The 24,326-nt window shown below is 30.4% G+C and carries 40 protein-coding genes; 1 reads left to right on the top strand and 39 read right to left on the bottom strand.

Annotated elements, in window-relative coordinates; translation table 11 throughout:
* Positions 1 to 14: 14 nt before the first annotated feature.
* The 27 genes from QIA46_RS02510 to tuf are packed head-to-tail and all read right to left on the bottom strand — an operon-like array spanning position 15 to position 13,834.
* A complete protein-coding gene (locus tag QIA46_RS02510) occupies positions 15 to 1,049 on the bottom strand; it encodes a DNA-directed RNA polymerase subunit alpha (RefSeq protein ID WP_317268564.1) in 1,035 nt (344 codons plus the stop codon).
* Between the two features lie 15 nt (positions 1,050 to 1,064).
* Complete coding sequence (rpsK, locus tag QIA46_RS02505; protein ID WP_002557092.1) at positions 1,065 to 1,457, bottom strand: 30S ribosomal protein S11; 393 nt, start codon at positions 1,455 to 1,457, stop codon at positions 1,065 to 1,067.
* Between the two features lie 27 nt (positions 1,458 to 1,484).
* Entirely contained in the window at positions 1,485 to 1,862 is a 378-nt protein-coding gene (gene rpsM, locus QIA46_RS02500) for a 30S ribosomal protein S13 (RefSeq protein WP_317268316.1), read from the bottom strand.
* A 17-nt stretch (positions 1,863 to 1,879) separates the two neighbouring features.
* On the bottom strand, positions 1,880 to 1,993 hold the full coding sequence (rpmJ, locus tag QIA46_RS02495) for a 50S ribosomal protein L36 (protein ID WP_002557090.1): 114 nt from the start codon (positions 1,991 to 1,993) through the stop codon (positions 1,880 to 1,882).
* 12 nt (positions 1,994 to 2,005) lie between these two features.
* A complete protein-coding gene (gene secY, locus QIA46_RS02490) occupies positions 2,006 to 3,310 on the bottom strand; it encodes a preprotein translocase subunit SecY (RefSeq protein ID WP_317268315.1) in 1,305 nt (434 codons plus the stop codon).
* A 12-nt stretch (positions 3,311 to 3,322) separates the two neighbouring features.
* A complete protein-coding gene (rplO, locus tag QIA46_RS02485; RefSeq protein WP_317268314.1) occupies positions 3,323 to 3,760 on the bottom strand; it encodes a 50S ribosomal protein L15 in 438 nt (145 codons plus the stop codon).
* The gene (gene rpmD, locus QIA46_RS02480; protein WP_014023721.1) at positions 3,760 to 4,065 is read right to left on the bottom strand and encodes a 50S ribosomal protein L30; all 306 of its coding nucleotides are present in this window, start codon (positions 4,063 to 4,065) and stop codon (positions 3,760 to 3,762) included. Before rpmD ends, rplO begins: the two co-directional genes overlap by 1 nt.
* A 3-nt stretch (positions 4,066 to 4,068) precedes the next feature.
* On the bottom strand, positions 4,069 to 4,566 hold the full coding sequence (gene rpsE / locus QIA46_RS02475) for a 30S ribosomal protein S5 (protein ID WP_014023720.1): 498 nt from the start codon (positions 4,564 to 4,566) through the stop codon (positions 4,069 to 4,071).
* Positions 4,567 to 4,578: 12 nt separating this feature from the next.
* Positions 4,579 to 4,938: a 50S ribosomal protein L18 gene (gene rplR, locus QIA46_RS02470; protein WP_317260284.1), complete on the bottom strand. Its 360-nt coding sequence runs from the start codon at positions 4,936 to 4,938 to the stop codon at positions 4,579 to 4,581.
* Positions 4,939 to 4,955: 17 nt separating this feature from the next.
* A complete protein-coding gene (rplF, locus tag QIA46_RS02465; protein ID WP_317268313.1) occupies positions 4,956 to 5,498 on the bottom strand; it encodes a 50S ribosomal protein L6 in 543 nt (180 codons plus the stop codon).
* Between the two features lie 16 nt (positions 5,499 to 5,514).
* Entirely contained in the window at positions 5,515 to 5,913 is a 399-nt protein-coding gene (gene rpsH / locus QIA46_RS02460; RefSeq protein WP_184107264.1) for a 30S ribosomal protein S8, read from the bottom strand.
* A gap of 9 nt (positions 5,914 to 5,922) precedes the next feature.
* Complete coding sequence (locus QIA46_RS02455) at positions 5,923 to 6,108, bottom strand: type Z 30S ribosomal protein S14 (RefSeq protein ID WP_317268312.1); 186 nt, start codon at positions 6,106 to 6,108, stop codon at positions 5,923 to 5,925.
* Positions 6,109 to 6,124: 16 nt separating this feature from the next.
* The gene (rplE, locus tag QIA46_RS02450; protein WP_317260282.1) at positions 6,125 to 6,673 is read right to left on the bottom strand and encodes a 50S ribosomal protein L5; all 549 of its coding nucleotides are present in this window, start codon (positions 6,671 to 6,673) and stop codon (positions 6,125 to 6,127) included.
* A gap of 5 nt (positions 6,674 to 6,678) precedes the next feature.
* Positions 6,679 to 6,984 (bottom strand): 50S ribosomal protein L24, encoded by a 306-nt coding sequence (gene rplX, locus QIA46_RS02445; protein ID WP_014023715.1) that lies wholly within the window; start codon positions 6,982 to 6,984, stop codon positions 6,679 to 6,681.
* A gap of 14 nt (positions 6,985 to 6,998) precedes the next feature.
* Positions 6,999 to 7,367, bottom strand: a complete 369-nt coding sequence (rplN, locus tag QIA46_RS02440; protein ID WP_002557079.1) for a 50S ribosomal protein L14 — start codon at positions 7,365 to 7,367, stop codon at positions 6,999 to 7,001.
* Between the two features lie 27 nt (positions 7,368 to 7,394).
* Positions 7,395 to 7,649, bottom strand: a complete 255-nt coding sequence (gene rpsQ / locus QIA46_RS02435; protein ID WP_317268311.1) for a 30S ribosomal protein S17 — start codon at positions 7,647 to 7,649, stop codon at positions 7,395 to 7,397.
* Positions 7,650 to 7,651: 2 nt separating this feature from the next.
* Positions 7,652 to 7,852 (bottom strand): 50S ribosomal protein L29, encoded by a 201-nt coding sequence (rpmC, locus tag QIA46_RS02430; protein ID WP_014023713.1) that lies wholly within the window; start codon positions 7,850 to 7,852, stop codon positions 7,652 to 7,654.
* 2 nt (positions 7,853 to 7,854) lie between these two features.
* On the bottom strand, positions 7,855 to 8,271 hold the full coding sequence (gene rplP, locus QIA46_RS02425) for a 50S ribosomal protein L16 (protein WP_317268310.1): 417 nt from the start codon (positions 8,269 to 8,271) through the stop codon (positions 7,855 to 7,857).
* Positions 8,272 to 8,275: 4 nt separating this feature from the next.
* Positions 8,276 to 9,157, bottom strand: a complete 882-nt coding sequence (gene rpsC / locus QIA46_RS02420; protein ID WP_317268309.1) for a 30S ribosomal protein S3 — start codon at positions 9,155 to 9,157, stop codon at positions 8,276 to 8,278.
* Positions 9,158 to 9,160: 3 nt separating this feature from the next.
* Positions 9,161 to 9,523 carry a 50S ribosomal protein L22 gene (gene rplV, locus QIA46_RS02415; RefSeq protein WP_071983452.1) on the bottom strand — a complete coding sequence of 121 codons (363 nt, stop codon included), beginning with the start codon at positions 9,521 to 9,523 and terminating at the stop codon, positions 9,161 to 9,163.
* A 6-nt stretch (positions 9,524 to 9,529) separates the two neighbouring features.
* A complete protein-coding gene (gene rpsS / locus QIA46_RS02410; RefSeq protein ID WP_014540695.1) occupies positions 9,530 to 9,808 on the bottom strand; it encodes a 30S ribosomal protein S19 in 279 nt (92 codons plus the stop codon).
* A 9-nt stretch (positions 9,809 to 9,817) separates the two neighbouring features.
* On the bottom strand, positions 9,818 to 10,651 hold the full coding sequence (gene rplB, locus QIA46_RS02405; RefSeq protein ID WP_317260279.1) for a 50S ribosomal protein L2: 834 nt from the start codon (positions 10,649 to 10,651) through the stop codon (positions 9,818 to 9,820).
* Positions 10,652 to 10,672: 21 nt separating this feature from the next.
* Positions 10,673 to 10,969 carry a 50S ribosomal protein L23 gene (gene rplW / locus QIA46_RS02400; protein ID WP_316257262.1) on the bottom strand — a complete coding sequence of 99 codons (297 nt, stop codon included), beginning with the start codon at positions 10,967 to 10,969 and terminating at the stop codon, positions 10,673 to 10,675.
* Positions 10,970 to 10,989: 20 nt separating this feature from the next.
* Entirely contained in the window at positions 10,990 to 11,619 is a 630-nt protein-coding gene (gene rplD, locus QIA46_RS02395; RefSeq protein WP_014023708.1) for a 50S ribosomal protein L4, read from the bottom strand.
* Positions 11,620 to 11,628: 9 nt separating this feature from the next.
* Positions 11,629 to 12,249, bottom strand: a complete 621-nt coding sequence (gene rplC, locus QIA46_RS02390; RefSeq protein WP_317268308.1) for a 50S ribosomal protein L3 — start codon at positions 12,247 to 12,249, stop codon at positions 11,629 to 11,631.
* 35 nt (positions 12,250 to 12,284) lie between these two features.
* Positions 12,285 to 12,596 (bottom strand): 30S ribosomal protein S10, encoded by a 312-nt coding sequence (gene rpsJ, locus QIA46_RS02385; protein ID WP_002557068.1) that lies wholly within the window; start codon positions 12,594 to 12,596, stop codon positions 12,285 to 12,287.
* 53 nt (positions 12,597 to 12,649) lie between these two features.
* On the bottom strand, positions 12,650 to 13,834 hold the full coding sequence (gene tuf / locus QIA46_RS02380; RefSeq protein ID WP_014023706.1) for an elongation factor Tu: 1,185 nt from the start codon (positions 13,832 to 13,834) through the stop codon (positions 12,650 to 12,652).
* A gap of 418 nt (positions 13,835 to 14,252) precedes the next feature.
* Between tuf and QIA46_RS02375 the strand changes: the two genes are divergently transcribed.
* On the top strand, positions 14,253 to 14,642 hold the full coding sequence (locus QIA46_RS02375; protein WP_301341974.1) for a hypothetical protein: 390 nt from the start codon (positions 14,253 to 14,255) through the stop codon (positions 14,640 to 14,642).
* Positions 14,643 to 14,733: 91 nt separating this feature from the next.
* Here QIA46_RS02375 and QIA46_RS02370 read toward each other — a convergent pair whose 3' ends face one another.
* The 12 genes from QIA46_RS02370 to efbC all read right to left on the bottom strand — a co-directional run bounded on the left by QIA46_RS02370 (position 14,734) and on the right by efbC (position 24,323).
* Complete coding sequence (locus tag QIA46_RS02370; RefSeq protein WP_317268307.1) at positions 14,734 to 16,098, bottom strand: MATE family efflux transporter; 1,365 nt, start codon at positions 16,096 to 16,098, stop codon at positions 14,734 to 14,736.
* A 585-nt stretch (positions 16,099 to 16,683) separates the two neighbouring features.
* Positions 16,684 to 17,967, bottom strand: coding sequence for a UDP-N-acetylglucosamine 1-carboxyvinyltransferase (gene murA, locus QIA46_RS02365; protein WP_317268306.1), 1,284 nt, complete (start codon positions 17,965 to 17,967; stop codon positions 16,684 to 16,686).
* Between the two features lie 88 nt (positions 17,968 to 18,055).
* Positions 18,056 to 18,877, bottom strand: coding sequence for a TIGR00282 family metallophosphoesterase (locus tag QIA46_RS02360; protein ID WP_317268305.1), 822 nt, complete (start codon positions 18,875 to 18,877; stop codon positions 18,056 to 18,058).
* A gap of 13 nt (positions 18,878 to 18,890) precedes the next feature.
* Positions 18,891 to 19,070, bottom strand: a complete 180-nt coding sequence (locus QIA46_RS02355; protein ID WP_071983435.1) for a hypothetical protein — start codon at positions 19,068 to 19,070, stop codon at positions 18,891 to 18,893.
* A 44-nt stretch (positions 19,071 to 19,114) separates the two neighbouring features.
* Positions 19,115 to 19,627, bottom strand: a complete 513-nt coding sequence (gene lspA, locus QIA46_RS02350; protein WP_317268304.1) for a signal peptidase II — start codon at positions 19,625 to 19,627, stop codon at positions 19,115 to 19,117.
* Positions 19,628 to 19,637: 10 nt separating this feature from the next.
* Entirely contained in the window at positions 19,638 to 20,384 is a 747-nt protein-coding gene (locus QIA46_RS02345) for a Nif3-like dinuclear metal center hexameric protein (protein ID WP_317268303.1), read from the bottom strand.
* Position 20,385: 1 nt separating this feature from the next.
* The gene (gene pgeF, locus QIA46_RS02340; protein ID WP_317268302.1) at positions 20,386 to 21,075 is read right to left on the bottom strand and encodes a peptidoglycan editing factor PgeF; all 690 of its coding nucleotides are present in this window, start codon (positions 21,073 to 21,075) and stop codon (positions 20,386 to 20,388) included.
* Positions 21,072 to 21,863, bottom strand: a complete 792-nt coding sequence (lptB, locus tag QIA46_RS02335; protein ID WP_301611642.1) for an LPS export ABC transporter ATP-binding protein — start codon at positions 21,861 to 21,863, stop codon at positions 21,072 to 21,074. Before lptB ends, pgeF begins: the two co-directional genes overlap by 4 nt.
* The gene (locus QIA46_RS02330) at positions 21,841 to 22,536 is read right to left on the bottom strand and encodes an LptA/OstA family protein (RefSeq protein WP_317268301.1); all 696 of its coding nucleotides are present in this window, start codon (positions 22,534 to 22,536) and stop codon (positions 21,841 to 21,843) included. The genes lptB and QIA46_RS02330 overlap by 23 nt, the downstream gene beginning before the upstream one ends.
* Positions 22,533 to 23,060, bottom strand: coding sequence for a hypothetical protein (locus QIA46_RS02325; RefSeq protein WP_317268300.1), 528 nt, complete (start codon positions 23,058 to 23,060; stop codon positions 22,533 to 22,535). Before QIA46_RS02325 ends, QIA46_RS02330 begins: the two co-directional genes overlap by 4 nt.
* Before the next feature lie 283 nt (positions 23,061 to 23,343).
* Positions 23,344 to 23,853, bottom strand: a complete 510-nt coding sequence (locus QIA46_RS02320; protein WP_317268299.1) for a nucleoside-diphosphate kinase — start codon at positions 23,851 to 23,853, stop codon at positions 23,344 to 23,346.
* Between the two features lie 170 nt (positions 23,854 to 24,023).
* Positions 24,024 to 24,323 carry a nucleoid-associated protein EbfC gene (gene efbC / locus QIA46_RS02315; protein WP_301341622.1) on the bottom strand — a complete coding sequence of 100 codons (300 nt, stop codon included), beginning with the start codon at positions 24,321 to 24,323 and terminating at the stop codon, positions 24,024 to 24,026.
* Between the last annotated feature and the right edge of the window lie 3 nt (positions 24,324 to 24,326).

Raw genomic sequence — 24,326 nt, 5'->3', positions numbered from 1 at the left:
TCTAAACTCTCCTTTTATTCAGATATTTTAACATTTTTACTCAATACAGATAGAGCATCTTCTTTAGACATTCCCAAATATAATCGATAAGAACCAAGTTTTTCAATTATTTCTTCTAAACTTTTTTTCCCAAAATTTCTAGCTTTAGAAAGCTCTTCTGCACTTTTGCTAATAAGTTCCCCCAAAGTTCTAACATTTTCTTTGGCTAAACAATTTAAAGATCTGACTGACAAATTTAATTTCTCAATACTCATATCAAGTAAATCAGAACTTTCTGATTTTGATTTTTCAAAAGATGTATTAACATTGTCTTCAAAATCAACAAGGGGAAATAAAAACTCTCTTACTATTGATGCAGCCTTTTTGATGGCATCTTTGGCAGAAATCACACCAGTAGTCCAAATTTCCATTACAAGTTTGTCATAATCTGACCTTTGCCCAACCCTAGTATCTTCTACAGAATACGAAACTTTCTCTATAGGAGAAAATATAGAATCTAAAGCAATAACATTAATTTCTTCTAAATACTTAGCATTTTGCTCAGAAGACACATAGCCTCTACCATAATTAATTTGAAATTCAAGATCTAAATTCACATCATGTGATAAAGTGGCTATAACTAAATCTTTATTAAAAACCTCAACTCCATCTCTTTCAAAATGAGAAGCTTTCAAAACATTGGTATCTTTGCCACTAACACTAAAGCTTATTGTCTTGCTTTGCTCTCCTTCTCCAAGTTTCAAATGGATATTTTTAATATTAGCAATAACCTCAAGAGTATCCTCAGAAACTCCAGGAATCAAATCAAATTCACTTGAAACAACCTTTGACGAAGAGTCTTTATTATTAGACTGAACTCTCATAGCAGTAATAGCATATCCTTCAATAGAAGAAAGTAACACTCGCCTTAAAGTATTACCTATAGTAATCCCAAAGCCTCTTTCAAAAGGATATATCGTAAATTTACCATAAGATCCATCACCCTGGCTTTTCAAAAATTCAATTTTTTCAGGTATAGTGAAATCTTTCAAAAATTTTTCCACAGACATCATAACTCCTTCTAGCTAAACTCGTCTGGTTTTTTTCGGTCTGCATCCATTATGAGGAATTGGAGTAATATCTGAAATCGATTTTACAGTCATACCAATCGAACCAATAGCTCTTATTGCAGATTCTCTGCCAATGCCTGGCCCTTTTATATACACATGAACATAATTAATTCCAAAATCTCTAACTTTATTTAAAGCAGACTCTGCTGTTATTTGAGCAGCATATGGGGTTGACTTTTTAGCCCCTTTAAAACCCATTCCACCAGCACTTGCCCACGCTAAAGCATTCCCCTTTATATCAGATACAGTAACTATGGTATTATTAAAAGTAGCTTGTATATAAACGTTTCCTTCTCCGATATTTCTCTTAATTTTTTTTTTACTATTAGTTGATAATTTTGCGCTCAACTTACCCTCCAAATCTTAAAAACTATTTTATTTGCTAGCTATTTTCTTATTAGCTACAGTCTTTCTTTTTCCTTTTCTAGTTCTTGCATTCGTTTTAGTTCTCTGGCCTCTCAAAGGCAGTCCTTTTCTATGCCTAACACCCCTATAACACGCTATATCTATAAGTCTTTTAATAGACATTGCAACTTCACTTCTAAGTTTCCCTTCTACAACATAATCACTCTCAATTACCTTCCTAAGTCGATTAACCTCATCATTGTCTAAATCTTTAGCAATTTTGCTTGGAGAAATACTTGATTTATTGCAAACTTCCAAAGCTCTTGTTCTACCTATACCATAAATAGAAGTAAGCGCTATCTTTAATTGTTTATTATTTGGTAAATCTATTCCCGATATTCTAGCCATTTCATTTCTCCTAATTTTTACTTTTGTCTTTGTTTATGCTTTAAATTATCACAAATAATTCTTAATACACCTTTTCTTTTTATAACCTTACATTTTTCACAAATTGGCTTCACACTTACTCTAACTTTCATAATCAAACACTCCTAAATTTTTTGCAAAAATGCATAATTCTTTCTATTTCCATGAGAAAATCCCTGAGTTTTCAAATAAGCATCAATATGAATTAATGTGTCAAGAGCAACTCCTACCATAATAAGCAAAGAAGACCCCCCCATTATCCTAGAAACATCGTGTGGAAATCTAAAAATATTTTGCACTAAAAATGGAATAATTGCAATAATTGACAAAAAAATAGATCCTGAAAATAAAGTTTTATTCATAATTTCATCTAAATACTTTTCCATCTCATCAGACTTTATTCCTGGAATAACACCCCCATTCTTACGAATATTATTGCTTATATCTTTAGGACTTAGCTGAATCTTAGAATAAAAATATGTAAATCCAATTATCAAAATTACATTCAAAAAAGTATAATAAAAACCATTGGGCCTTAAATAAGATAAAATTTGCCTAGCTATAGAAGAAGTTTCTGCGAAACCACTTAAAATTTGTAAAGGCAAGGTAATTAAAACAGAGGCAAAAATAACAGGCAAAACGCCCGATGGATTCAACTTGATTGGTAAATACGAACTAACTGTGCTATTAGAATTTGCCCTAGCATAATGAATAGCAATTCGCATTTGAGCCTTGTATTCATATATAATTAATATAACAACCAAAACAAATATGCTTATAATAAGTATAACAAAAACAGGATTAACATTTTGAGAGGGATCCTGCATACTTTGGAATAAATTAAACAAAGCTGCTTGAAGTCTAACCACTATGCCAGAAAAAATTATCAAAGATGTTCCATTGCCTACACCTCTTTGATTAATTTGCTCTCCAAACCACAAAAGGATAAATGTTCCCGTAGTAACTGTTAAAATAGCAATAAATATATATCTATAAAAGGGAATGGTAACAGCACCCGGAATACCTTTAGCATAAAGACTTGTTGCGTATCCTTGAACTACAGCTGCAACTATTGTTAAATATTTTGTATATTTTTTAGTCTTTTGTCTCCCACCATCCCCTTCTTGCATTTTTTTCAAAGAAGGGAAAGAATAAATAAGAAGTTGAACAATAATAGATGCTGAAATGTAGGGCCCTATACTAAGCATAAAGATAGAAAAATTACTAAAAGCTCCCCCTGAAAAAAAATCAAAATAATTAGCAATTGAAAAATCTGATTGCGACTTGAAATAACTTTTAAGAGCTACAGAATCTATTCCCGGTATCGGCAAATATGAACCAACTCTAAAAAGAAAAAGAACAAACAAAGTAAATAAGAACTTATTTCTCAAATCCTTAACGGTAAATAAACTTAAAAACAATTCTTTCATTTTTATTCCACTTTAAACCAATTTAATAGTACAGCCAATTTTTATTACAAGGCTTTCAGCCGATTTAGAAATTTTAGAAACCTCAAAAGAAACTTTTTTTGTAAGCCTACCATTAGACAAAATCTTAATTTCTTTATTTTTCTTTTTTATAAGTTTATTTTCAAGCAAAGTATCATAATTGACAACTTGTCCATCCTTAAATTTTTTATCTATATCTCCAAGACTAACAATTGCATATTCCAATTTATAATCATTATTAGAAAAACCTTTTCTTGGCAACCTTCTATAAAGAGGAGTCTGTCCACCTTCAAATCCAAGTCTTGGCGAAGTATTTCTTGCTTTTTGACCCTTTTGACCTCTCCCAGAAGTTTTACCAAGTCCTGAACCCGGACCTCTGCCAACAATTTTACGTCGCTTGCTAGCTCCCTTAGGCTTTAACAGGTTAAACATTACATTACCTCGCTTATTAAAATCATATTAATAGTTTCGTTAAGCATGCCCTTAATAGATTCATTTAAAAAATGCACCTTTTTATCGCCTATTTTATTCAAACCTAATGCTTTTAAAACTTTGACTTTTTTATTTAATTTCCCAATAAGACTTCTTACAAGAAAAACTTGCACATTAATATTATTTTTAGAAATAATTTTTCTATTATTTTCCATTCTTCTAATAAAACATTTATTCTTAGACCTAGACCTTGAAGCATTAAACCTAGCTTTCTTTAGTTGTAATCTTAATTTCCTTTTAATCATACATTAACCCCATAAAGTTTTCAAAGTTTTTCCTCGCATTTCTGCCACTTTTTCAGCATTCAAAACTAAATCAAATGCCTTAAAAGTCGCCTTTACTACATTCATAGAATTATTAGAGCCAAGAGATTTGCTCAAAATATCATGCACTCCTAAAGCCTCCATTACAGCACGAACAGGACCCCCCGCAATAACACCAGTACCATGAGTAGCCGGCTTGATTAAAACTTTAGCTTTTTTAAAGCAACCAAGAACCTCATGTGGCAATGTTCCTTTTCTAATAGGAACAAATCTTAAATTTTTTCTAGCACTTGTTAAACTTTTTTTTATTGCATCACTAGCATCATTAGCTTTACCAAAGCCCCAACCAACATGTCCTTCTCCATCTCCAACAACCATAAAAGCAGCAAAAGAGAATCTTCTCCCGCCTTTAACAACCTTAGTAACTCTATTGAGTGATATTAATTTTTCTATCTGCTTTCTCTGAGCCTGAACATCTACCATAAATACACTCCCTTAAATATTAATACCAAACTCTCTCAAAGAAGTTGCAAAACTTGCAATAAGCCCATGATACTTATAACCATTTCTGTCAAAAATAAGATTATTTATATTTTTCTCCTTAAGCCTTTTAGCAAGAACTTCTCCAAGTTTTTTTACATCATCAATATTTTTGCCTAAATTAAGACTTTTTTCAATAGTAGAAATACTTGCAACAGTATGCCCCTTAGTATCATCTATAACTTGTGCATAAAAATACCTATTAGATTTAAATATGGTAATTCGCGGCCTACTAGCTATTCCACGCCCTATTTTGTCCTTTATTCTTTTTTTACGTCTAAGCTTTCTCTGTTCTGCTTCTTTTATTTTTTTCATAACTACCAACCCAAAATTTATTTTTTTACACCAGATTTTCCAACTTTTCTTCTAATAAGTTCATTATCATATTTAATGCCCTTTCCTTTATATGGCTCTGGTTTTTTTAAACTTCTAATCTCAGCAGCAACCTGACCAACCTTAAACTTGTCTATCCCTTCAACAGAAATTTTAGTATTTCCGTCAAGCTTTACACTAATACCATCTGGAACAACATATTCAAACTGAGTTGAATAACCAAGGCTTAAAAAAAGGCTATTGCCTTGTTGCTCTACCCTATATCCTATACCATTTATAGTAAGAGACTTAGAAAATCCTTCAGTCACTCCTTTTACCATGTTAAAAATTAAACTTCTATAAAGACCGTGGTAAGCTTTTGCTTTTTTATCACTAACAACTCGGTCAACAATAACACTACCATTCTCAACTTTAACATTAATACTGTCTTTTATATCTTGAACCAATCTTCCCCTAATACCTTCAACTATTACTAAGTTGTCTTTAACATCAACCTTAACAGTATCTGGAATCTTTATTGGAAGTCTTCCAATACGTGACATACATCCCCCTATTAAACTACCAAACTGAGCAAATCAACTCACCACCTATTTTTTTATCTTTAGCTTCCTTGCCAGTAATAACACCCTGAGAAGAAGATATAATTAATATTCCATATCCATTCTTTATCCTTGGCATATTTTTATATGAAGAATAAATTTTTCTACCAGGAGTGGAAATGGCATCTATTTTATTTATAACAGGATTTCTTTTGCTGTCATACTTTAGCAAAACCCTAATAAAAGCAATTCCTTCCTTTTCTAAAAAATTAAAATCCTTAATATAACCCTCTTCTTTAAGAATGTTTAATATTGATTTATTCATATTAGACATCTTTAAATCTACAGATCCATGCCTAACTCTACTTGCATTTCTTAATTTAGTTAGCATGTCTCCTACTGAATAAGTAATCGCCATAAAATTCCCTTACCAACTTGATTTTGAAACGCCAGGAATTAATCCTTCAGACGCATACTTTCTAAAACATATTCGACACATACAAAAATCTCTCAAATATCCTCTTGGACGACCACACAACCTACATCTATTATTTTGCCTTGTTTTATACTTAGGCTTTCTTAAAGCCCTAATAATCATTGATTTTTTTGCCATATACCTTATAAATCCCCTAATTACTAAACGGCATTCCAAATTTCAAAAGCAAAGCTTTGCTTTCTTTATCATTTGAAGCTGTTGTCACAATTGTAATATTCAAACCAGATATTCTCTCTATTTTATCATAGTCTATCTCAGAAAATATTATTTGCTCCGCTATCCCAAAAGAATAATTTCCATTACCATCAAAAGCATCCCCATTGATTCCCCTAAAATCCTTAACTCTTGGCAATGCTAAATGAATAAGCTTATATAAAAATTCATACATCGCATTACCCCTAAGTGTAACTTTAGCGCCTATTTCTTGTCCTTGTCTAATTTTAAACCCAGCTATTGCCTTTTTTGCTTTTGTCTTTACCGCTTTCTGACCAGTAATCTGAGCAAGCTCTAAAACAGCAGAATCTAATAACTTCTTATTTCTAACGGCCTCTCCAACGCCTACAGAAACTACTATTTTCTCAAGCTTGGGAACTTGCATTATAGATTTATATTCAAATTCCTTAACAAGCTCTTTTATAACGCTGTCTTTATAATACCTCTTCAATTCAGGAACATAATTCATAAACTCTATATCCTCTGTCCATTTTTTTTAAGATACCTTATTTTTTCATTATTTTCAAATCTAATGCCTAATCTTGAAGAAGTTCCCTTAACAAATATCATCACATTTGAAATATCTATAGCGGCCTCTTTATCTATTATTCTGCCTTTTTCTTGGGGCGTCCTAGCTTTAATGACTTTTTTAACCATATTGCAAGACTCAACAATAACTTTATTCTTTTTTCTATTTATACTAGCAATCTTACCTATTCTTCCCTTATCTTTTCCAGAAAGAATTTTTACGCTATCTCCTATCTTCAACTTTGTCTTCACAAAACCCCCTTTTGCTATATAACCTCTGAGGCTAATGATACTACCTTCATAAAATTAGCATCCCTAAGCTCTCTTGCAACAGGTCCAAATACCCTTTTGCCCCTAGGACTTAAATTAGCATCAAGTATCACACAAGCATTATCATCAAACCTAACATAAGTCCCGTTCTTGCGTCTTACTTCTTTAGAAGTTCTAACAATTACGGCTTTATAAACATCTCCTTTTTTAACAGAAGAATTAGGAATTGCTTGTTTTACTACAATAGTTATTATATCCCCAATTTTGGCATAACGCCTTTTACTACCACCAAGCACCTTAATGCATTGAGCCACCTTGCCACCAGTATTATCCGCAATTGTTAAATAAGTCTGCATCTGAATCATAATCAACCTCCTTTAGAAAAATCAAAACTATTTTAATTTTTCTAAAACCTCAACAAGAGACCATCTTTTGTCTTTACTAATAGGTCGAACTTCAATAATTTTTACTTTATCGCCAACCTTTGAAACTTCTTTTTCATCATGTGCTTTAACTTTTTTACTAATCTTTAAATACTTGTGATAAATTGGATGCATCTTTCTTTGAACAATTTCTACTACTATAGTCTTAGACATCTTATCACTAACAACTTTACCAATTAATTCTTTTTTATTTTCTCTTGCCATATCTAAACCTTTCTAATACCTAATTCATATTCATAAATTATTGTATTAAGCCTTGCAATATCACGTCTAATCTCTCTTTTCTTTAAAGGATTTTCAACATGCCCAACAACAGATTTAAACCTTAAATCTAAATATTCTTTCTTTAATTCTAGCCTTTTAGCCTTCATGTCCTCAAGAGTAAAATTTTTAAAATTTTTTAACATAATTACCTCAAATCTCGCCTTACAACAAACATGGTTTTTACTGGAAGTTTAGAACTCGCAAGCGACATAGCCTCTTGAGCAAGCTCCTCTACAACTCCTGACATTTCAAACATAACAGTACCAAGCTTAACAGGGGCATTCCAATGATCAACACCCCCCTTGCCCTTACCCATTCTAGTTTCAGCTGGCTTTTTAGTATAAGGAATATCGGGAAATATTCTTATCCAAACCCTTCCACCTCTTTTTATTTTACGAGTCATTGCAATACGAGCAGCCTCAATTTGACGAGCAGTAATAAAATTTGTTTCCAAAGAAACAAGTCCATATTCACCAAAAGAAATTTTATTGCCCTTCTGAGCCTCTCTAGACAATCTTCCTCTCTGCTTCTTTCTATATTTAACCTTTTTTGGACTTAACATCTAATTATCCTCCAATATCCTGCTCACTAAAATCGTCTCTTTCTTTAGAAAAAGACGAATTAGGTTTTTTTTTATTCAAAAGATCTACTTCATCTTTAGATGGTCCATCTTTTTTATTCAAAAGCCTGGTTTGCTTTTCATTAGTCTTTTCTTTATTATTTAAAATTTTATCAAAATTTTTAACAGCATCGCCTCTTTCCCTAAAAGGCTTTTTATTTATTACCTGACCAGCATCAGAATTAGTTTGCCTTCCCAAAACTTCACCTTTAAATAACCAAACCTTAACTCCAATAATGCCATAGGTGGTTTGAGCCTCAGAAAATCCATAATCTATATTAGCTCTAAGAGTATGCAAAGGAACCCGACCTTCCTTAACCTCAAAGCTTCGAGCAATCTCTGCCCCACCAAGTCTACCAGCAATCTTAATTTTTAGCCCTTGAGCACCTTTTAACATAGAAGAAGCAAGGGATGATTTTAAAACTTTTCTATAAGACGCTCTATTTTCTACTTGCTTTGCAATTCCATTAGCAATAATTTGGGCATCAAGCTCTGGTCTTTTAACCTCTTTAATCTTAATGCTAATCTTTTTAGAAATTTTTTTAGTTAACAATTGGCCAATTTTTTCAAGATTAGAACCTTTAAGCCCTATCACAGAACCAGGCCTTGGAGTAACAATTACTACTGTTACTTTTTGAGGATTATTTCTAATTATTTCTATATCAGAAATATCAAATTTAATCCCTTTAAGAAACTTCATAATTTCTCGCCTTATTAAAAAGTCTTCATGAAGAATTGCAGAATACAATTTTTTATCAAAATACCATTTTGATTTCCAATCTTTATTAATTTTTACCCTTAAGCTATATGGATGTACTTTTTGGCCCATGCTTTATCCTTTAATATCTTTTTTTTCATCAACTTCAACAAAAATATGACAATTTCTATTAACAAGCCTGTCAGCCCTACCTCTGGCTCTAGGCCAAATCTTTTTACGACGACGCCCATCATCAACCATAACTGTTTTAACAAATATCATGTCTTCGGAAAGATTTTTATTGTGATACATCGCATTTGATGCTGCTGATTTAACAACTTTTTCTAAAAGCTTAGCTCCTTTATTAGGCATAGAACAAAGCACTGCAATAGCTTTAATATAAGACTCTCCCCGTATATTGTCAGCTATTGGCCTAACTTTTTTTGGAGAAGAGGGCAAATTTTTGCCCCTTGCTGTATATCTTCTATTTACCAACATAACTACCTACTTCCTTCCCTTTTTGTCTGACTTAGCATGCCCTCTAAAAATCCTTGTAGGTGAAAACTCGCCAAGCTTATGCCCCACAAGATCCTCAGTAATATAAATAGGTATAAAAGTTTTGCCATTGTAAACAGATATAGTAAGACTTACCATTTCAGGAATTATTGTTGAAGATCTGGAGTAAGTTTTAATAACAACCCTCTTATCACTTCCAAAAGATGATAAAACTTTTTGATAAAGACTCTTTTCTATAAAAGGCCCCTTTTTAATAGATCTTGCCACTATGTTCTCCTATTTATTTCTTCTTTTAATAATAAACTTATCTGAATATCTCTTCTTCTTACGAGTCTTATAGCCCTTAGTAGGCTGTCCCCAAGGAGACACGGGATGGCGACCTCCAGAGGTTTTTCCTTCACCACCACCATGTGGATGGTCAACAGGATTCATAGCAACACCTCTAACCTTGGGCCTTCTACCAAGCCACCTACTTTTACCAGCTTTCCCTATAGAAATATTGGCATAATCTTCATTTCCAATCTCACCAATTGTTGCAATACATTTTTTAAAAATCAACCTCATCTCACCAGATGATAATTTTACAGTGACATAATTCCCGTCAGAAGCAAGTATCATAGCATATCCACCAGCACTTCTTACAAGCTGCCCACCCCTTCCCACATTAAGCTCAATATTGTGAACAGTTCTTCCAATAGGAATATTTTCAAGAGGCAAGGCATTGCCAATTTTAATTGGGGCATTCGGACCACTTTCCAAAACATCTCCAACCTTAATGCCTTTAGGAGAAATAATATATCTTTTTTCTCCATCTTTATAAACAAGTAAAGCTATATTAGCACTTCTATTAGGATCATATTCAATAGACGAAACTCGAGCAGGAATGCTAAATTTATCCCTTCGACTAAAATCAATCAACCTATACCTTCTCTTATGCCCACCACCTCTTCTTCTAACACTAATCCTACCAGAAGAATCTCTGCCCGATTTAAATTTTTTACCTTTTGTTAAAGATTTCAAAGGATCATTACCTTTGCTCAAATCATCAAAAGATAAAGTCGTCTTATAGCGCAAAGAAGAAGTTTTTGGCTTATAAGTCTTAATACCCATATTTATTTTTCTCCAAAACCACTAAAAAATATCTATTTTATCTTCTTTTTTGAGATAAACATATGCCTTCTTCCATGAAGAAGTTTTTCCCTTACCTATAGGATACCCTTTTCTAGACACCACAACCTTGGCTTTACTTTTAATATTGAGCAAATTACACGATACTGGAGTAACATTGAAAAGTTCTTTTATTGCTGCACCAACCTCTTTTTTATTTGCCCTTTTATTAACCTTAAAAACATAAACATTAATACTTTCCCTTTGAGTATTAGTTTTTTCAGTAAGCATAGGTGAAATTATTATATCATAAGCCTTCATACTTATCCTCAACATCCTTTTTATTTAATGTAAAACTCATTGAGCTTGTTAACAGCAGATTCTAAAGCTATTAAATTCTTAGCATAAAACAAATCAACAACCCTAAGTTTATCAAAAGATAAAATCTTTAAATCTCTTATATTTTTACCGGCCCTTTTTATCATCTGATCATCATTGCCCAAAAGAACAACCACCTTACCATTAAAACTTGCAAAGTTTTTTATTATTAAGGCAAGATCTTTAGTTTTTCCAGATTCAATATTAAAATTCTCAATAACTTTAAAACTATTTTCATCAGCAGCCCGCAAACTTAATACAGACTTAAATGCAAGCTTTTTCACCTTTTTAGGCAGTCTATAGCTATAATCTCTAGGCTTTGGTCCCAATGCTATGCCTCCACCAATCCAAATTGGATTTCGCTTTGTACCAACTCTAGCTCTACCAGTTCCTTTTTGCTTCCAAGGCTTTTTAGAGCTCCCCCTAACCTCTGATCTGGTTTTAGTTGAAGATGTTCCAACCCTAAGATTAGACAACTCATTTTTTATAGCATTATAAATAGACCCATGACTAATTTCTATATTAAAAACTCTATCATCCAAATTTATAGTTCCAATCTCTTTCCCATCTTTAGAAAAAACTTTTCTTTCCATACTAAATACCTACTTTTTAGATTTCTTAACAACAACAAAAGAACCCTTAGCACCAGGCACAGCCCCTTTTACTAGAAGGGCTCTATTTTCTTCATCAATTAAAACAACTTCAAGATTTTGAATAGTTTGTTGATTTCCACCCATTCTACCAGCCATTTTGGTTCCTTTAAATGTTCTTGCGGGAGTAGTAGCTTGTCCTGTTCCACCAAGATGTCTATGAAATTTTGATCCATGAGAAGATGGCCCACCACTAAAATTGTGTCTTTTCATAGCCCCTTGAAAACCCTTGCCTTTAGTAGTACCTGTAACATCTACATACTTAACTGACTTAAAAACATCAACTTTAATCTCATCACCAGCATCATACCCATCAAGCCCCTTAAGCTCTATCACATATTTTTTAGGCTCAATATCTTTTAAACTTTTATATTGACCTTTTATAGGCTTTGAAACTTTAGAATTCTTAAGATCAACAGAACCTGCTATAAGAGCGCTATAACCATCTCTATCGACTGTTTTCTTCCCTATAATATAGTTGGGCTGAAACTCTATAACAGTAACAGGAACCACAATGCCATTTTTCTGAAATATCTGAGTCATGCCAACTTTTTTTCCAATCAATCCCAACATTAAAACACCTCAAATTCATATACTTAAAATATCATTTACTGCTTAATATCTACTTCAACACCCGCTGGAAGCTCTAATTTCATTAAAGAATCCATTAAAGCAGAAGTGGGCTCTAAGATATCAATAAGCCTTTTATGAGTTCTCATCTCAAATTGCTCTCTTGATTTTTTATTGACATGAGGAGAACGTAAAACAGTATATTTTTTTATTTTTGTCGGCAAAGGAATTGGGCCTTTAATCTGAGCCTTGGCCTTCTGAACAGCTTTAACAATAGATTCGGCACTCTGGTCTAATATTTTAACATCAAAACTAAATAATCTTACGCGTATCTTATCTTTAGCAATCAATTTATTCTCCTAAACTTTAGAGAGTATTTAATATATCCTTAAAGTTTCTTAACCTATTCCAATATCTCAAGGATTCTTCCTGAAGCAACAGTTCTTCCACCTTCTCGAACAGCAAATTCTACATTCTTATCCATAGCTATTGAAGAGATTAGCTCAACAATAATATCAACATTATCACCAGGCATAACCATTTCTTTGCCTTCTAAAGCAACAACTCCAGTAACATCGGTTGTTCTAAAAAAGAACTGTGGTCTATATCCTGGGAAAAATGGTTTGTGCCTACCGCCCTCTTCCTTAGTTAAACAATAAATTGAAGCTTTGAATTTTTTATGTGGAGTAATTGTACCCGGAGCTGACAAAACTTGTCCTCTCTCAATATCTTTTTTATCAACTCCCCTTAAAAGAAGACCAACATTATCCCCCGCTTGACCTTGCTCAAGAATTTTCTGGAACATTTCAACACCAGTAACAGTGGTTTTTCTGGTTTCTTTAATACCAACTATTTCAACTTCTTGACCAACCTTAATAACACCTCTTTCAATACGCCCAGTAGCAACAGTACCTCTTCCTGAAATAGAAAATACATCTTCAACAGCAAGCAAAAATGGTTTGTCAATATCTCTTTCTGGAAGATCAAAATAATTATCCATAGATTCAAGAAGCTCTTTAACGCATTTTGTAGATTCAGGATCTTCTGGATTTGACATAGCACCAAAAGCCGAACCCTTTATTATTGGAGTATCAGCTGAAAAACCATATTTTTCAACTAGCTCTAAAACTTCAACTTCAACAAGCTCAACAAGTTCAGGATCTGCTAAGTCTAATTTATTTAAAAAAACTATTATTTTCTTTATTCCCATTCTTTGAGCAAGAAGCAAATGTTCTTTTGTTTGAGGCTCAGCACCACTATCGGCAGCAACTAAAAGTATAGCTGCATCCATTTGAGCTGCTCCTGTAATCATATTTTTTATATAATCAGCATGGCCTGGACAATCCACATGAGCATAATGTCTATTAGCTGTTTCGTACTCAATATGTCTAGCATTAATTGTTATTCCTCTTGCCTTCTCCTCGGGCGCATTATCAATATCTTCATATTTTAATGCTTTTGCATCTTTATTTACTTTTGAACAATAAATACTAATAGCCGCTGTTAATGTTGTTTTACCATGATCAACATGACCTATTGTTCCAACATTCATGTGTGGCTTTGTTCTTTGAAAAACTTCTTTTGCCATGACTAACCTCCTAAATTTCACATTCTAAATAGCTACTTACATTTAATTTCTTTAAAAAATTTTAAACGAATTTTTTCTTATTTAAATAAGAAAATAGCTACAAATAATCAAAAAAATAAAAAAATCAATTTTTAGAAATTGACCCGCACTACACGTGTTTTTCTAAAAAATTTTAATAGCTTTAAAATTCTACACATTTTATAAAATATAGTCAATACGCTTGAACTTTTAAACTCAATTAACCACACATACAATAGCATCAAAAATTGACATAAACTTTATATTCATTAAAGAAAAGCACAAAATTCAAAGCAATAGTAAATAGTTTTTGAAATCTAGCAGCTATTTAAAATTGATCACACACATTTATTTATCAAAAAGGTTAACACTACTCAAATAAAAAAATATAATAAAAATGGTGAAAGCTCAAAAATTTAAGCTTAAATTACTACTAATACTTGCAATTTCTGGCATTTTAATTGTTTTTGCATCTTGCATGAAAACAAGTACAATAAAATCAAAAGAAAATGCAAAAGAAATTACCTATCTTATTAGCACTATAAAAACCAACAAAAAAATAGAAATAGTAAACTACAAATCCGACAGCAAAAATAATCTAATAATTACTCTTAAAAACAAAAGCACAGAAGATATAAATGCAAATTCATTGGCAATTTTTAAAGAAGGCAGCAAAACAGGTGAATTAATTAGAGAAAAACTTAATGGACTTGAGACAAAAACTTTCCATTTAAAAACTAAAATCAACACCAAAAGAAAAAACACATTATATATCTTTGAAAAACAATAACAAAAATAAATGATTTAAAACTAAAATATTAAAATTATTGAAAACAAATCAGCTATTTACTTTGGTAAAATACATATATAAATCTTCATTACTATTTATATTTTTTAATTAAAATAGGCTTAGCCCAATAACGAGTGCAAGTAACTGCAACTAAAATTATAATTGCTAAATAATTTGAAATTATAAAAGCATAACCTAAGGAATTTTCAATTATGCCAAAATATTGAAAAATAAAAACTACTGGAAGACGAATAAGCCACAACCTAATAAAAATAACAATCATTGCAATTTTTGTCCTGCCAGACCCAATAAGTCCTCCAAAAAATACCTGCTGCAATCCATATCCAAAAGTACCAATAGTTGTTAACAATAAATAATTATTAGCATAATTTAAAACTTCTAAATCATTTGTAAACAGCCTTAGTATAAACTGTTTATTAAAAATAACAATTGAATTTATTATTAATAAAATTGCTAAAGAAATAAAAAACCCTTTTTTCAAAACTTCTCCCACCCTATTGATTTTCTTGGCACCAAGATTTTGACCAACAATTGAAATAACTCCGGTACCGATTCCCATAGCAGGAAGAAATAAAAAAGAAATAATGGTGTTTGTAAGTCCATACGCAGCCAGAAATTTCGAGCTAATATCAATAACTATATAATTGAAAATAAAAAAAGACAACGAAACCATTATTTGTCCAAAAGTTGAAGGTAATCCAAGATTAACAATTTCTTTAATGGATCTTATATCTATCATTAAGTCCTTCAGATAAATTTTTAATCCATAATTTAGCCTATAAGTCAAAAATAAATAAAAAGCAACGGTTAACAATTTTGAAAATAAAGTGGCCCAAGCAGCCCCAGTAATGCCCATATTAAAACTAAATATTAAAATTGGATCAAGAATAAAATTGACAATATTAGCAAATATAACTATTATCATTGAAAGGATAGTTTCTCCTTGAGCATTTAAAATATATGTAATTGAAATACTCAAAAACATAATAGGTATTCCAAAAATTGTCACATAAAAATAAACTCTTGAGAGCTCTTTAAGCCCACCTTTTACACCCAACAAATCTAAAAGATGATCAATAAAAAAAAAAGCACAAATAGTAACAAATAAGGATAAAACAAGGTTTAAAGCAATAAGTTGCCCTGCATACCTTGAAAAACGAGAAAAATTTCCCTCTCCTATGCATTTTGACATCAAAGAAATGCTTCCTGTAGCCATTCCCATAGCAATAGCCATAATAAAAAAATTTACAGGACCAGCAAGCGAAAGTGCTGACAAAGGCATGGCTCCAAGCTTGCCAACATAAAACATGTCGGTAAGATCATAAAAAGCTTGAATAATATTGGTTATAACAATAGGAAAACTTATTAAAAAAAGAACCTTATATAAATTGCCATTTAATATTAATTCTCTAGTCTTAATCTTATTTGTAGACATAAAATTTTATCCTTATCTAAAATATTTTTTATAAAAAATCTAAACTCAAATTTATTCATCAGTAAGAAAAAAGTATTTAATATTTAATTTCAAAAATTAAATATTAATATACAATGTTAAAACCATTAACAGTCAATATGGTATGCATTAAATGACTAAGATATAAATAAAACCTATTAACCTGCAACACCAAAAAAATCATAACCAAAAACAGAAAAATTAAAACCATTCTTACAAATTAAAGCAGAAAAATAAATACTTTATTTAAAAATTAACTAATATTATAAAAACAAAAATTCAAAATCAGAAACACCTCTATTCAAATTTTTATCAATCTTTCAATATTATTTTTTACGCTAAGATCTTTAAACTATAAAATAAAAAAATTAACAATATTAGATAAAAATACTAAAAATCTAATAATCTTTTAAATTACAGATGAACTAAATAAAATAACAAAAAATCCCAACAATAAAAATTAATGTAATATATTTTCATTCATAATTCAATCTCTTAATACTTTATCTTTATCTTCTATTAAAAACATTGTCCATAAATCATACATATAATAAAGCCCAAAACAAGCTATTGACTTTTAACTTTCTTGATTTTTGCACCCAAATTAATTAATTTGCTAGCTACATCTTCATATCCTCTTTCAATTTGATAAACATTTTGAATTTCGCTGCGACCTTCAGCAACAAAAGCCGCAATAAGAAGAGACATTCCCGCTCGCACATCCGGAGAAGACAAAACATTGCCCTTAAGAGAAGATTTACCCGTAACTACTACACGGTGCGGATCGCAAAGCACAATTTGAGCACCCATTTTTATTAATTTGTCTACAAAAAACATCCTAGATTCAAACATTTTTTCAAAAACTAAAACCGTGCCTTCTACTTGAGTTGCGGTGACTATAATAATACTCATAAGGTCTGTTGGAAAGGCCGGCCACGGACCATCATCAATTTTTGGAATATGTCCACCAAAATCTAACTTAACTTTTAATTCTTGTTTATCTTTTACATATACATTTTCCCTGTCATATTCGAAATTAATTCCAAGCCTTGAATATACATACCTAATTAATCTGAAATGATGGGGATCTGCTTTTTTAATTTCCAGCTCACCCCCTGTTAATGCAGCAAGGCTAATTAGAGAACCAACTTGCATAAAATCGGCCCCTATTCTAAATACAGTCCCACTTAATTTTTTAACACCTCTTATTTCTAAAATATTCGAACCAATTCCTAAAATATTAGCACCCATTGAATTTAACATATTACATAAGTCTTGAACATGCGGCTCACAAGCAGCGTTCATAATAACAGTATTTCCCTCAGCAAGAACTGCAGCCATAATGATATTTTCTGTAGCTGTAACTGAAGCTTCATCTAAAAACATTTCAGCTCCAACAAGCTTGTTAGCCTTTAAAACAATTCTTCCGTCTTTTGTAATTAATTTGGCCCCCAACTTACAAAGTCCGTAAAAATGAGTATCAAGCCGCCTCTTTCCAATTACATCCCCTCCTGGAAGCGCCATATCTATTTCCCCAAACCGAGAAACAAAAGGTCCTAATAAAAGTATGGAAGCCCTAATTAAATCCGTAAGAGAGGAATCTATTTCTGTTTTTACAATATTTAAAACTTTTATTTTTAAAGTATTCCCCTCTCTTACAATATCTGCCCCTATATCACTTAAAATATCTAAAACAACTTTTACATCATTAATATTAGGAATGTTTTCTAAAATAACCTCTTCATCGGTAAGCAAAGCAGCTAAAATACAAGGCAAAGCAGCGTTCTTATTCCCACTAGCTGTAATTTGACCACCTATCTTATAACCACCTTCTACAATATAGCTATACACAATACATCCTCCTATACATAAAAACTTAATAAAATTAAATCACACAGATAAGATTATTAAAATTTAAAAATATCTAAAAATATAAATATCAAACAATATCCATATCTTTTAAACTCAACTTACAATCTATATATTCTCTGACAGTCTCTACAGAAAAAGAATGTCCATTTTCATCAATATCAATTAAAACGCCGTTAAAACCAAGACCTTCCCAAGATTCATCAAATCTCTGATTTAAAAATCCTTTCAAAAATTTATCTACCTCTAAATCAGGAGAATATCCAATAACACTGTTCAAACTCCCAACTCTGCCCAAATCAGTTATAATAGCAGTATTATCTAAAATTCTTAAATCAGCTGTTAAGATCCTTTTCCCGGTTCCAAGACAAGCACTAACTTTTGATTTTAAATAAAAAAACAAAGCATTAACTTCGGCTGTAGTATTTGAATCAAAAAGAACAATAATATTATTTGTTTGCATTTTGATTCTTTGATAAAAAAAATCAAAACTATAAAAAGGATGATTAAATTTATATTTAGTTATTCCTGTTTGACCTACAATTCTAATCACAGCCAATTTTTTGCCATTAATATTATAAATAAAATAAGAATATCCTTTTAATTTTGCAGGACAATTTAAAGGTTTTAAAATAAAATTATACTTATCAAGATCATCAGACAAATCAGCCCTTGCAAAAGCATTTTCACCTAAAGTCAAAACATCAATTCCATACTTTTTTAATAAAAAAGCATGTCTCTTGCCAAGACCCCTTAAACCTGTAGTAAAATTATTGCCAGATATTACAAAATCGATCTTTTTTTCAGCCTTAAAGGATGATAAAAAGGACTTTATAACAATAATCCCAGCTTTGCCGACAATCTCCCCAGCAACTAAAACCCTTAAAGACACAAAGCCTCTCTTTTTATTGATCTAGTTCAAACAACTTAATAAGAAAACTTTTTACAATAAAAATTGACACAAAATACCCCGCAAAAACAGCAAAAACAATCATCATAAAAATCAATATAAATTGCAAATAAGGCTTTACAATAATGCTAAATTTAACAACTAAAAAAAACTCGAAAAAGAACACTAAAAACATAAAAAATAAGTTCATTAACATGCATAAAATAAAACCCAAAATCTTCATTTATTAAGCGCTTTTCTTTTTATAAAAAAATCATAAACCAAAAATAAAATCATGCCTATAACAACATAGCTATCTGCAAAATTAAAAGTAGGCCATCTATCAAGTCCAAAAATTCCATAAAATTTCAAATCTAAAAAATCTACAACCCCAGAAGGTCTAAACAATCTATCAATAACATTTCCAACTCCTCCTGAAAAAATTAATAAAAGTGAGATTTTAGCAATACAGTTTTTTTCTTTTAAAGAAAGATAAAAAACAAATATTAAAATGAAAATAGGCATTGCAAGAAAAAAAATTTTTTTCAAGCTATAATGGATATTAGAACCTATAGAAAATAAAATACCTGTGTTTCTTACATGTATTATCCTAAAAAAATCATCAAAAAGAGAAAAATATATTGAACCCAATTTGACATACTTTACAACCAAATACTTAGAAAGTTGATCAAAAAAAATCAAACTAATAATAAATATAAAAATATTGAAATATTGCTTACTTCTAGCGCCCATACAAAAATCCTTATAAATTAGTATCTTTATAAATAAATTTAACTTCTAAATTTTCTTGAATTTTGAAATCTTCCATTAATTTAATTAAGCCAAAAGTTTCAGTAAAATAATGACCCGCAAAAATCAAGTTCACACCGAATTCTTCTGCCAAAGAATATATTTGATGAGAAGTGTCACCAGTTATAAATAAGTCTACATCATAACATAAGGCTTCTTCAAAAAAAGAGTACCCAGAACCACTAACAATCGCAACCTTATTTATCGATTCTTTAAACTTTTTCGAAAAAAGAATATGCTTATTTTGATTTTTGATTTTTTCTAAAATTTCAGAAAAGCTAAAAACAGAATCAGCAATAATTCCTAAATTAACACCCCCATAATTTGCAAAAACAAAAGAATTTTTTAATCCTAAAAAATCTGAGAACACTTTGCTATGCGAATAAACAGAATGAGCATCCATAGGTAAGTGCACCGAATAAAGAGCTAAATTATTTTCAATCAAAAACTTGATTTTATCATACATATTAAAAACAATGCGTTCTTTTTTTGACCAAAAAATACCATGGTGGGTAATTAAAAAATCATTTCCTTTCGCTTCTTTTAAAGTTGAAAAGCTAGCGTCAACAGCAAAAGCAACCTTGTTAACCTTGGCATTAAGATTTCCCACTTGAAGACCGTTTAAACTTTTATCAATATGCTCATATTTATTTATATCAAAAATTGAATTAAGCTTAAAAGATAAATCTCTTACGTTCAAACTAAATTCTCCAAATTAAAGCATAACTTTGACTTTCTCTTAATCTTCTATAAGAATAAAGATCTTTCAAACAATACGTACAAAGCTTTGAATTATAAATATTTAAATTAAAACTAGAAAGTAAATTTAAATTAAAATTAGCATTATCAAAGTACATTTTACCATCTCTTGTAACAAAAGAAGCATTTAATAAACCTTTGCTAAATTTATTACTTACTTCTTCTAAGAAAATTTCAGAAACTTCATAACAACAAGATCTGTTATAAGGCCCAAAAACAATTTTTAAATCCTTAAAAGTTGATCCCATCTTTTCAAACATAAACAACATTTTTAAAATAATCAAATTAAAGCTTCCTTTATATCCGCTGTGAATAAGTCCTATAATTTTTTTCACCGAATCGTAAAGATATATCGGAAGACAGTCTGCAAAGTAAGCAACAAGAGCTACATCTAAAGAAGTAGATATAAGACCATCTCCTTCTTGAAAATTAATAAAATCATATTCGACTTTATAAATAATATCTGTATGCAATTGCTTTAAATATTTTATTTTCTTAGACTTAGGAACAAAGTTGAAATTATCATTACTAAGTTCTTTTAAATTTAGATTAAAGGGCTTTTTAGTATAAATCATTTTAACATCATCGGCTATCTTAAATTCATAATAAAGTTCATGATCTATTGTTTTCATAATCTAAATTCTTCTCCCAAATAAAGCTTTTTGGCTTTTTCACTACTTATTATATAATCAACACCACCCGCATCAAGCACTTGCCCCTGATAAACAATATAAGCTCTGTCAATTATATCAAAAGCATCTCTTACATTATGATCAGTGATAAGAACACCTATGTTTCTCTCTTTTAAAATTTTTATTATATTCTTTATATCCCCAATAGCAATAGGATCAATACCAGCAAAAGGTTCATCTAATAGTAAAAAATAGGGATTTACAGCTAAAGCTCTTGCTATCTCTGCTCGCCTTCTCTCTCCGCCAGAAAGAGTATAAGCTTTTTGGTTTTGTATTCTTTTTATCTCAAATTCTTTAAGTAAATTCACAAGTTCTATCTTGCGCTCAGCATTAGATAGATCTTCTCTTCTCTCTAAAGCAACCATAATATTCTCTTCAACCGTAAGTTCTCTAAAAATTGAAGCATCTTGGGGAAGATATACAATTCCTATTCGTGCACGCTCATACATATTAAGAGATGAAATATTATAATCATTTATTAAAACTTTGCCTGCATTAGGCTTAATAAAGCCCACAATTGTATAAAATGTTGTTGTTTTGCCAGCCCCATTTGGACCAAGAAGCCCCACAACCTCACCTTTATGAATGTCAATCGTAATGCCATTAACGGCAAACTTTTCACCATATTTTTTAATAATGTTGTCTGCTTTTAAAACAACATTGTTGATAGAATTAAGGTTAAGACTTTCCTTAATCTCTTTTATTTTATTTTTTTTCTTCAGAAACATCATTCTCAACTTGAGTAAACTCTCCCTCAACACTTCCCTCAAGTTTATACCTATTAGTTTTTGTATTAAAAATTATTCTTGAAGCAGAATAATAGTTGTCTTTCTGGTAAATTACTGGAACACCCTCAAGAATCATTTCCTTTTCTTCTTTATTATAAGTCCCATTCTCAGCCCTTGCAAAAGTATCATCCTTATATATTTTAACAGAATATTGCATAATATAAACATTAGCTTTATTGCTGCCTTCAACTCTTTCTGCTTTAATAAGCATATTATTTTCTAAGTCTTCAAGTTCAACCCCTTTTTGCAGATAAAAATTATCCAATTTTCTATTAAAAAACAAAAATTGAGCTTTAACGTGCATTTTATTCTTATAATCTTTATAAAAAACATTTCCTCTAGCTTCAAGATAAGAGCCATTTTCTCCATAAATTTCAATTTCATCTGCCCTAAGATTAAAATCTGAGGAAATAACCTCTGAATTTCCTTTTAAAACAATTTTTTTATAAAAAGAAGACACTATGCCTTGTGCAAAATCTGACTTAAAGGTGAAATTAATATTTCTCTCTTCGCTTTCCTTAAGTTTTTTGGGCTTAAGACTAGATTCCATCTGTACTGCTTGAATATGGTTAACAAAAATAATAAAAATCCATATTAAAATTAAATCCCTCAATTCATGATTCCTTCAACTCCAGAATCAAAATAAAAAACATTGCTCTTTAAAAAATAAGAAAATCCTTTTCCTTTTATTTTGCTATGATTAAATCTAATTAATACTAGCTCATTTGGGGGAGATTGCAACTTCTTGTCTTTATTCTTCCATAAAAGCCTATTTGAATTAAGCAAATAATAATTATTTTTATCTTCTATTTTAAATTCTACAGAATCTCTCATATCCAAATCCTTTGTAATATAAGAACTTTCTAAATTGTTAAACTTCCCTGAAATTTCATTATCTAGTGAATGATACAAAAATCTTCCATTCTCTGCCTTATAAATTTTATAGTCATTAAAATAGCTAAAACTTAAAGAATCTAAAACGGTTTGCTCTTTATTGTATACAACATCATAATACTTGATTCCTAATATTTGTATCGAAGGAAACTTTTTGGCAGCATCAGATCTATTAGAATATTCATCATAATCGAAAGTACAAGAAAAAAATAAAAATAACGAATAAAGTCTAAGTATTTTCATAAATATTTTTCACAAGAATAGAAATTTTTCCTATTTTAATTGATAATATGTTAAACGTAACAACACGATGTTAAAAACTTTATCAAACAAAATTTATTTATATAATCAATTATAATGTAAAACACAAAACCAAAGTAAAAACACCGCCCTTAAGAACAATCTTCAGCATAAGAATTCTCTTTAAAATGCAAAAATTCAAACAAAAGTACAAAAATTGCTCTTACTTTAGATTAGCATAAAAGCAATTTACATTTTATTCCTTTTAAGGAATAGATTATAAAAATTAACAATAATAATGCTCACATTCATCATCTCTTTTGTAGTTTAAAATTTCATTATCTTTAAACCAAATTGGTATTTCGCGAATAGCATCTGCCTCATTTGCAGATGCATGAATCACATTGTAAATCGAAAAACCTTTTTCATTTGAATACTTAAAACTATGATAAGAAAAATCTCCCCGTATTGTTCCAGGAATAGCTAATTTTGGCTCAGTAGCACCACAAAGCTTTCTAACAACCTCGATGCTTTCAACCCCTTCAACAATAAATGCAAAAACAGGAGAATTTGAAATAAATTTAATTAAAGAATTCCAAACCGCCTCACTATGCCTAAAGACAATATCATCATATAAATAATGTTTTTTTGCCAAACCCTCATCAACAATAAGCATTTTAGCAGCAACTATCTTTAAACCTACTCTTTCAAATCTAGAAACTACATCACCAATTAAACCTCTCCTAACTCCATCTGGCTTAATAATACATAAAGTTTTTTGTAATAACATTGACATAAATCCTCCTAAAATTTAGGGTATTTATTTTACAATAATTAAATAAATAAAAACACTTGCTCAATACAAAAATTATATCTGATTAATTACATTTATATGGAATACTACAAGTTATAAAGCGCCTAAAATTATATTGAAAAATCAAAATATAACTTTTACAAAATTAAAAACTACATTCCAAAAGGAAGAACTCCCATGGTTTTTAATTTTATCTCTTCTTTAACCTTAGAAACAGCATCATTTAAAGCAGATTTAATCATTTGCTCAAAAGCATCATTGTCTAAATCATCAAAAAATTCCTTATTGATTGAAACTTTTTTAACATTAAATTCGCCATCCATTTCAATAATAACAATATCGCTACCCGCTTTACCACAAACCGTAATTTTAGAAATTTCCTTTTTAATACTATCAATATTATCCTTAACACTAGACATATTTTTTAAAAAATCTAATGGATTTACTGCCATATT

It is taken from the genome of Borreliella carolinensis (assembly GCF_032595855.2).
In the GTDB taxonomy this organism is placed as follows: Bacteria; Spirochaetota; Spirochaetia; order Borreliales; family Borreliaceae; genus Borreliella; species Borreliella carolinensis.
This window is presented reverse-complemented; position numbering and strand designations above follow the sequence as displayed.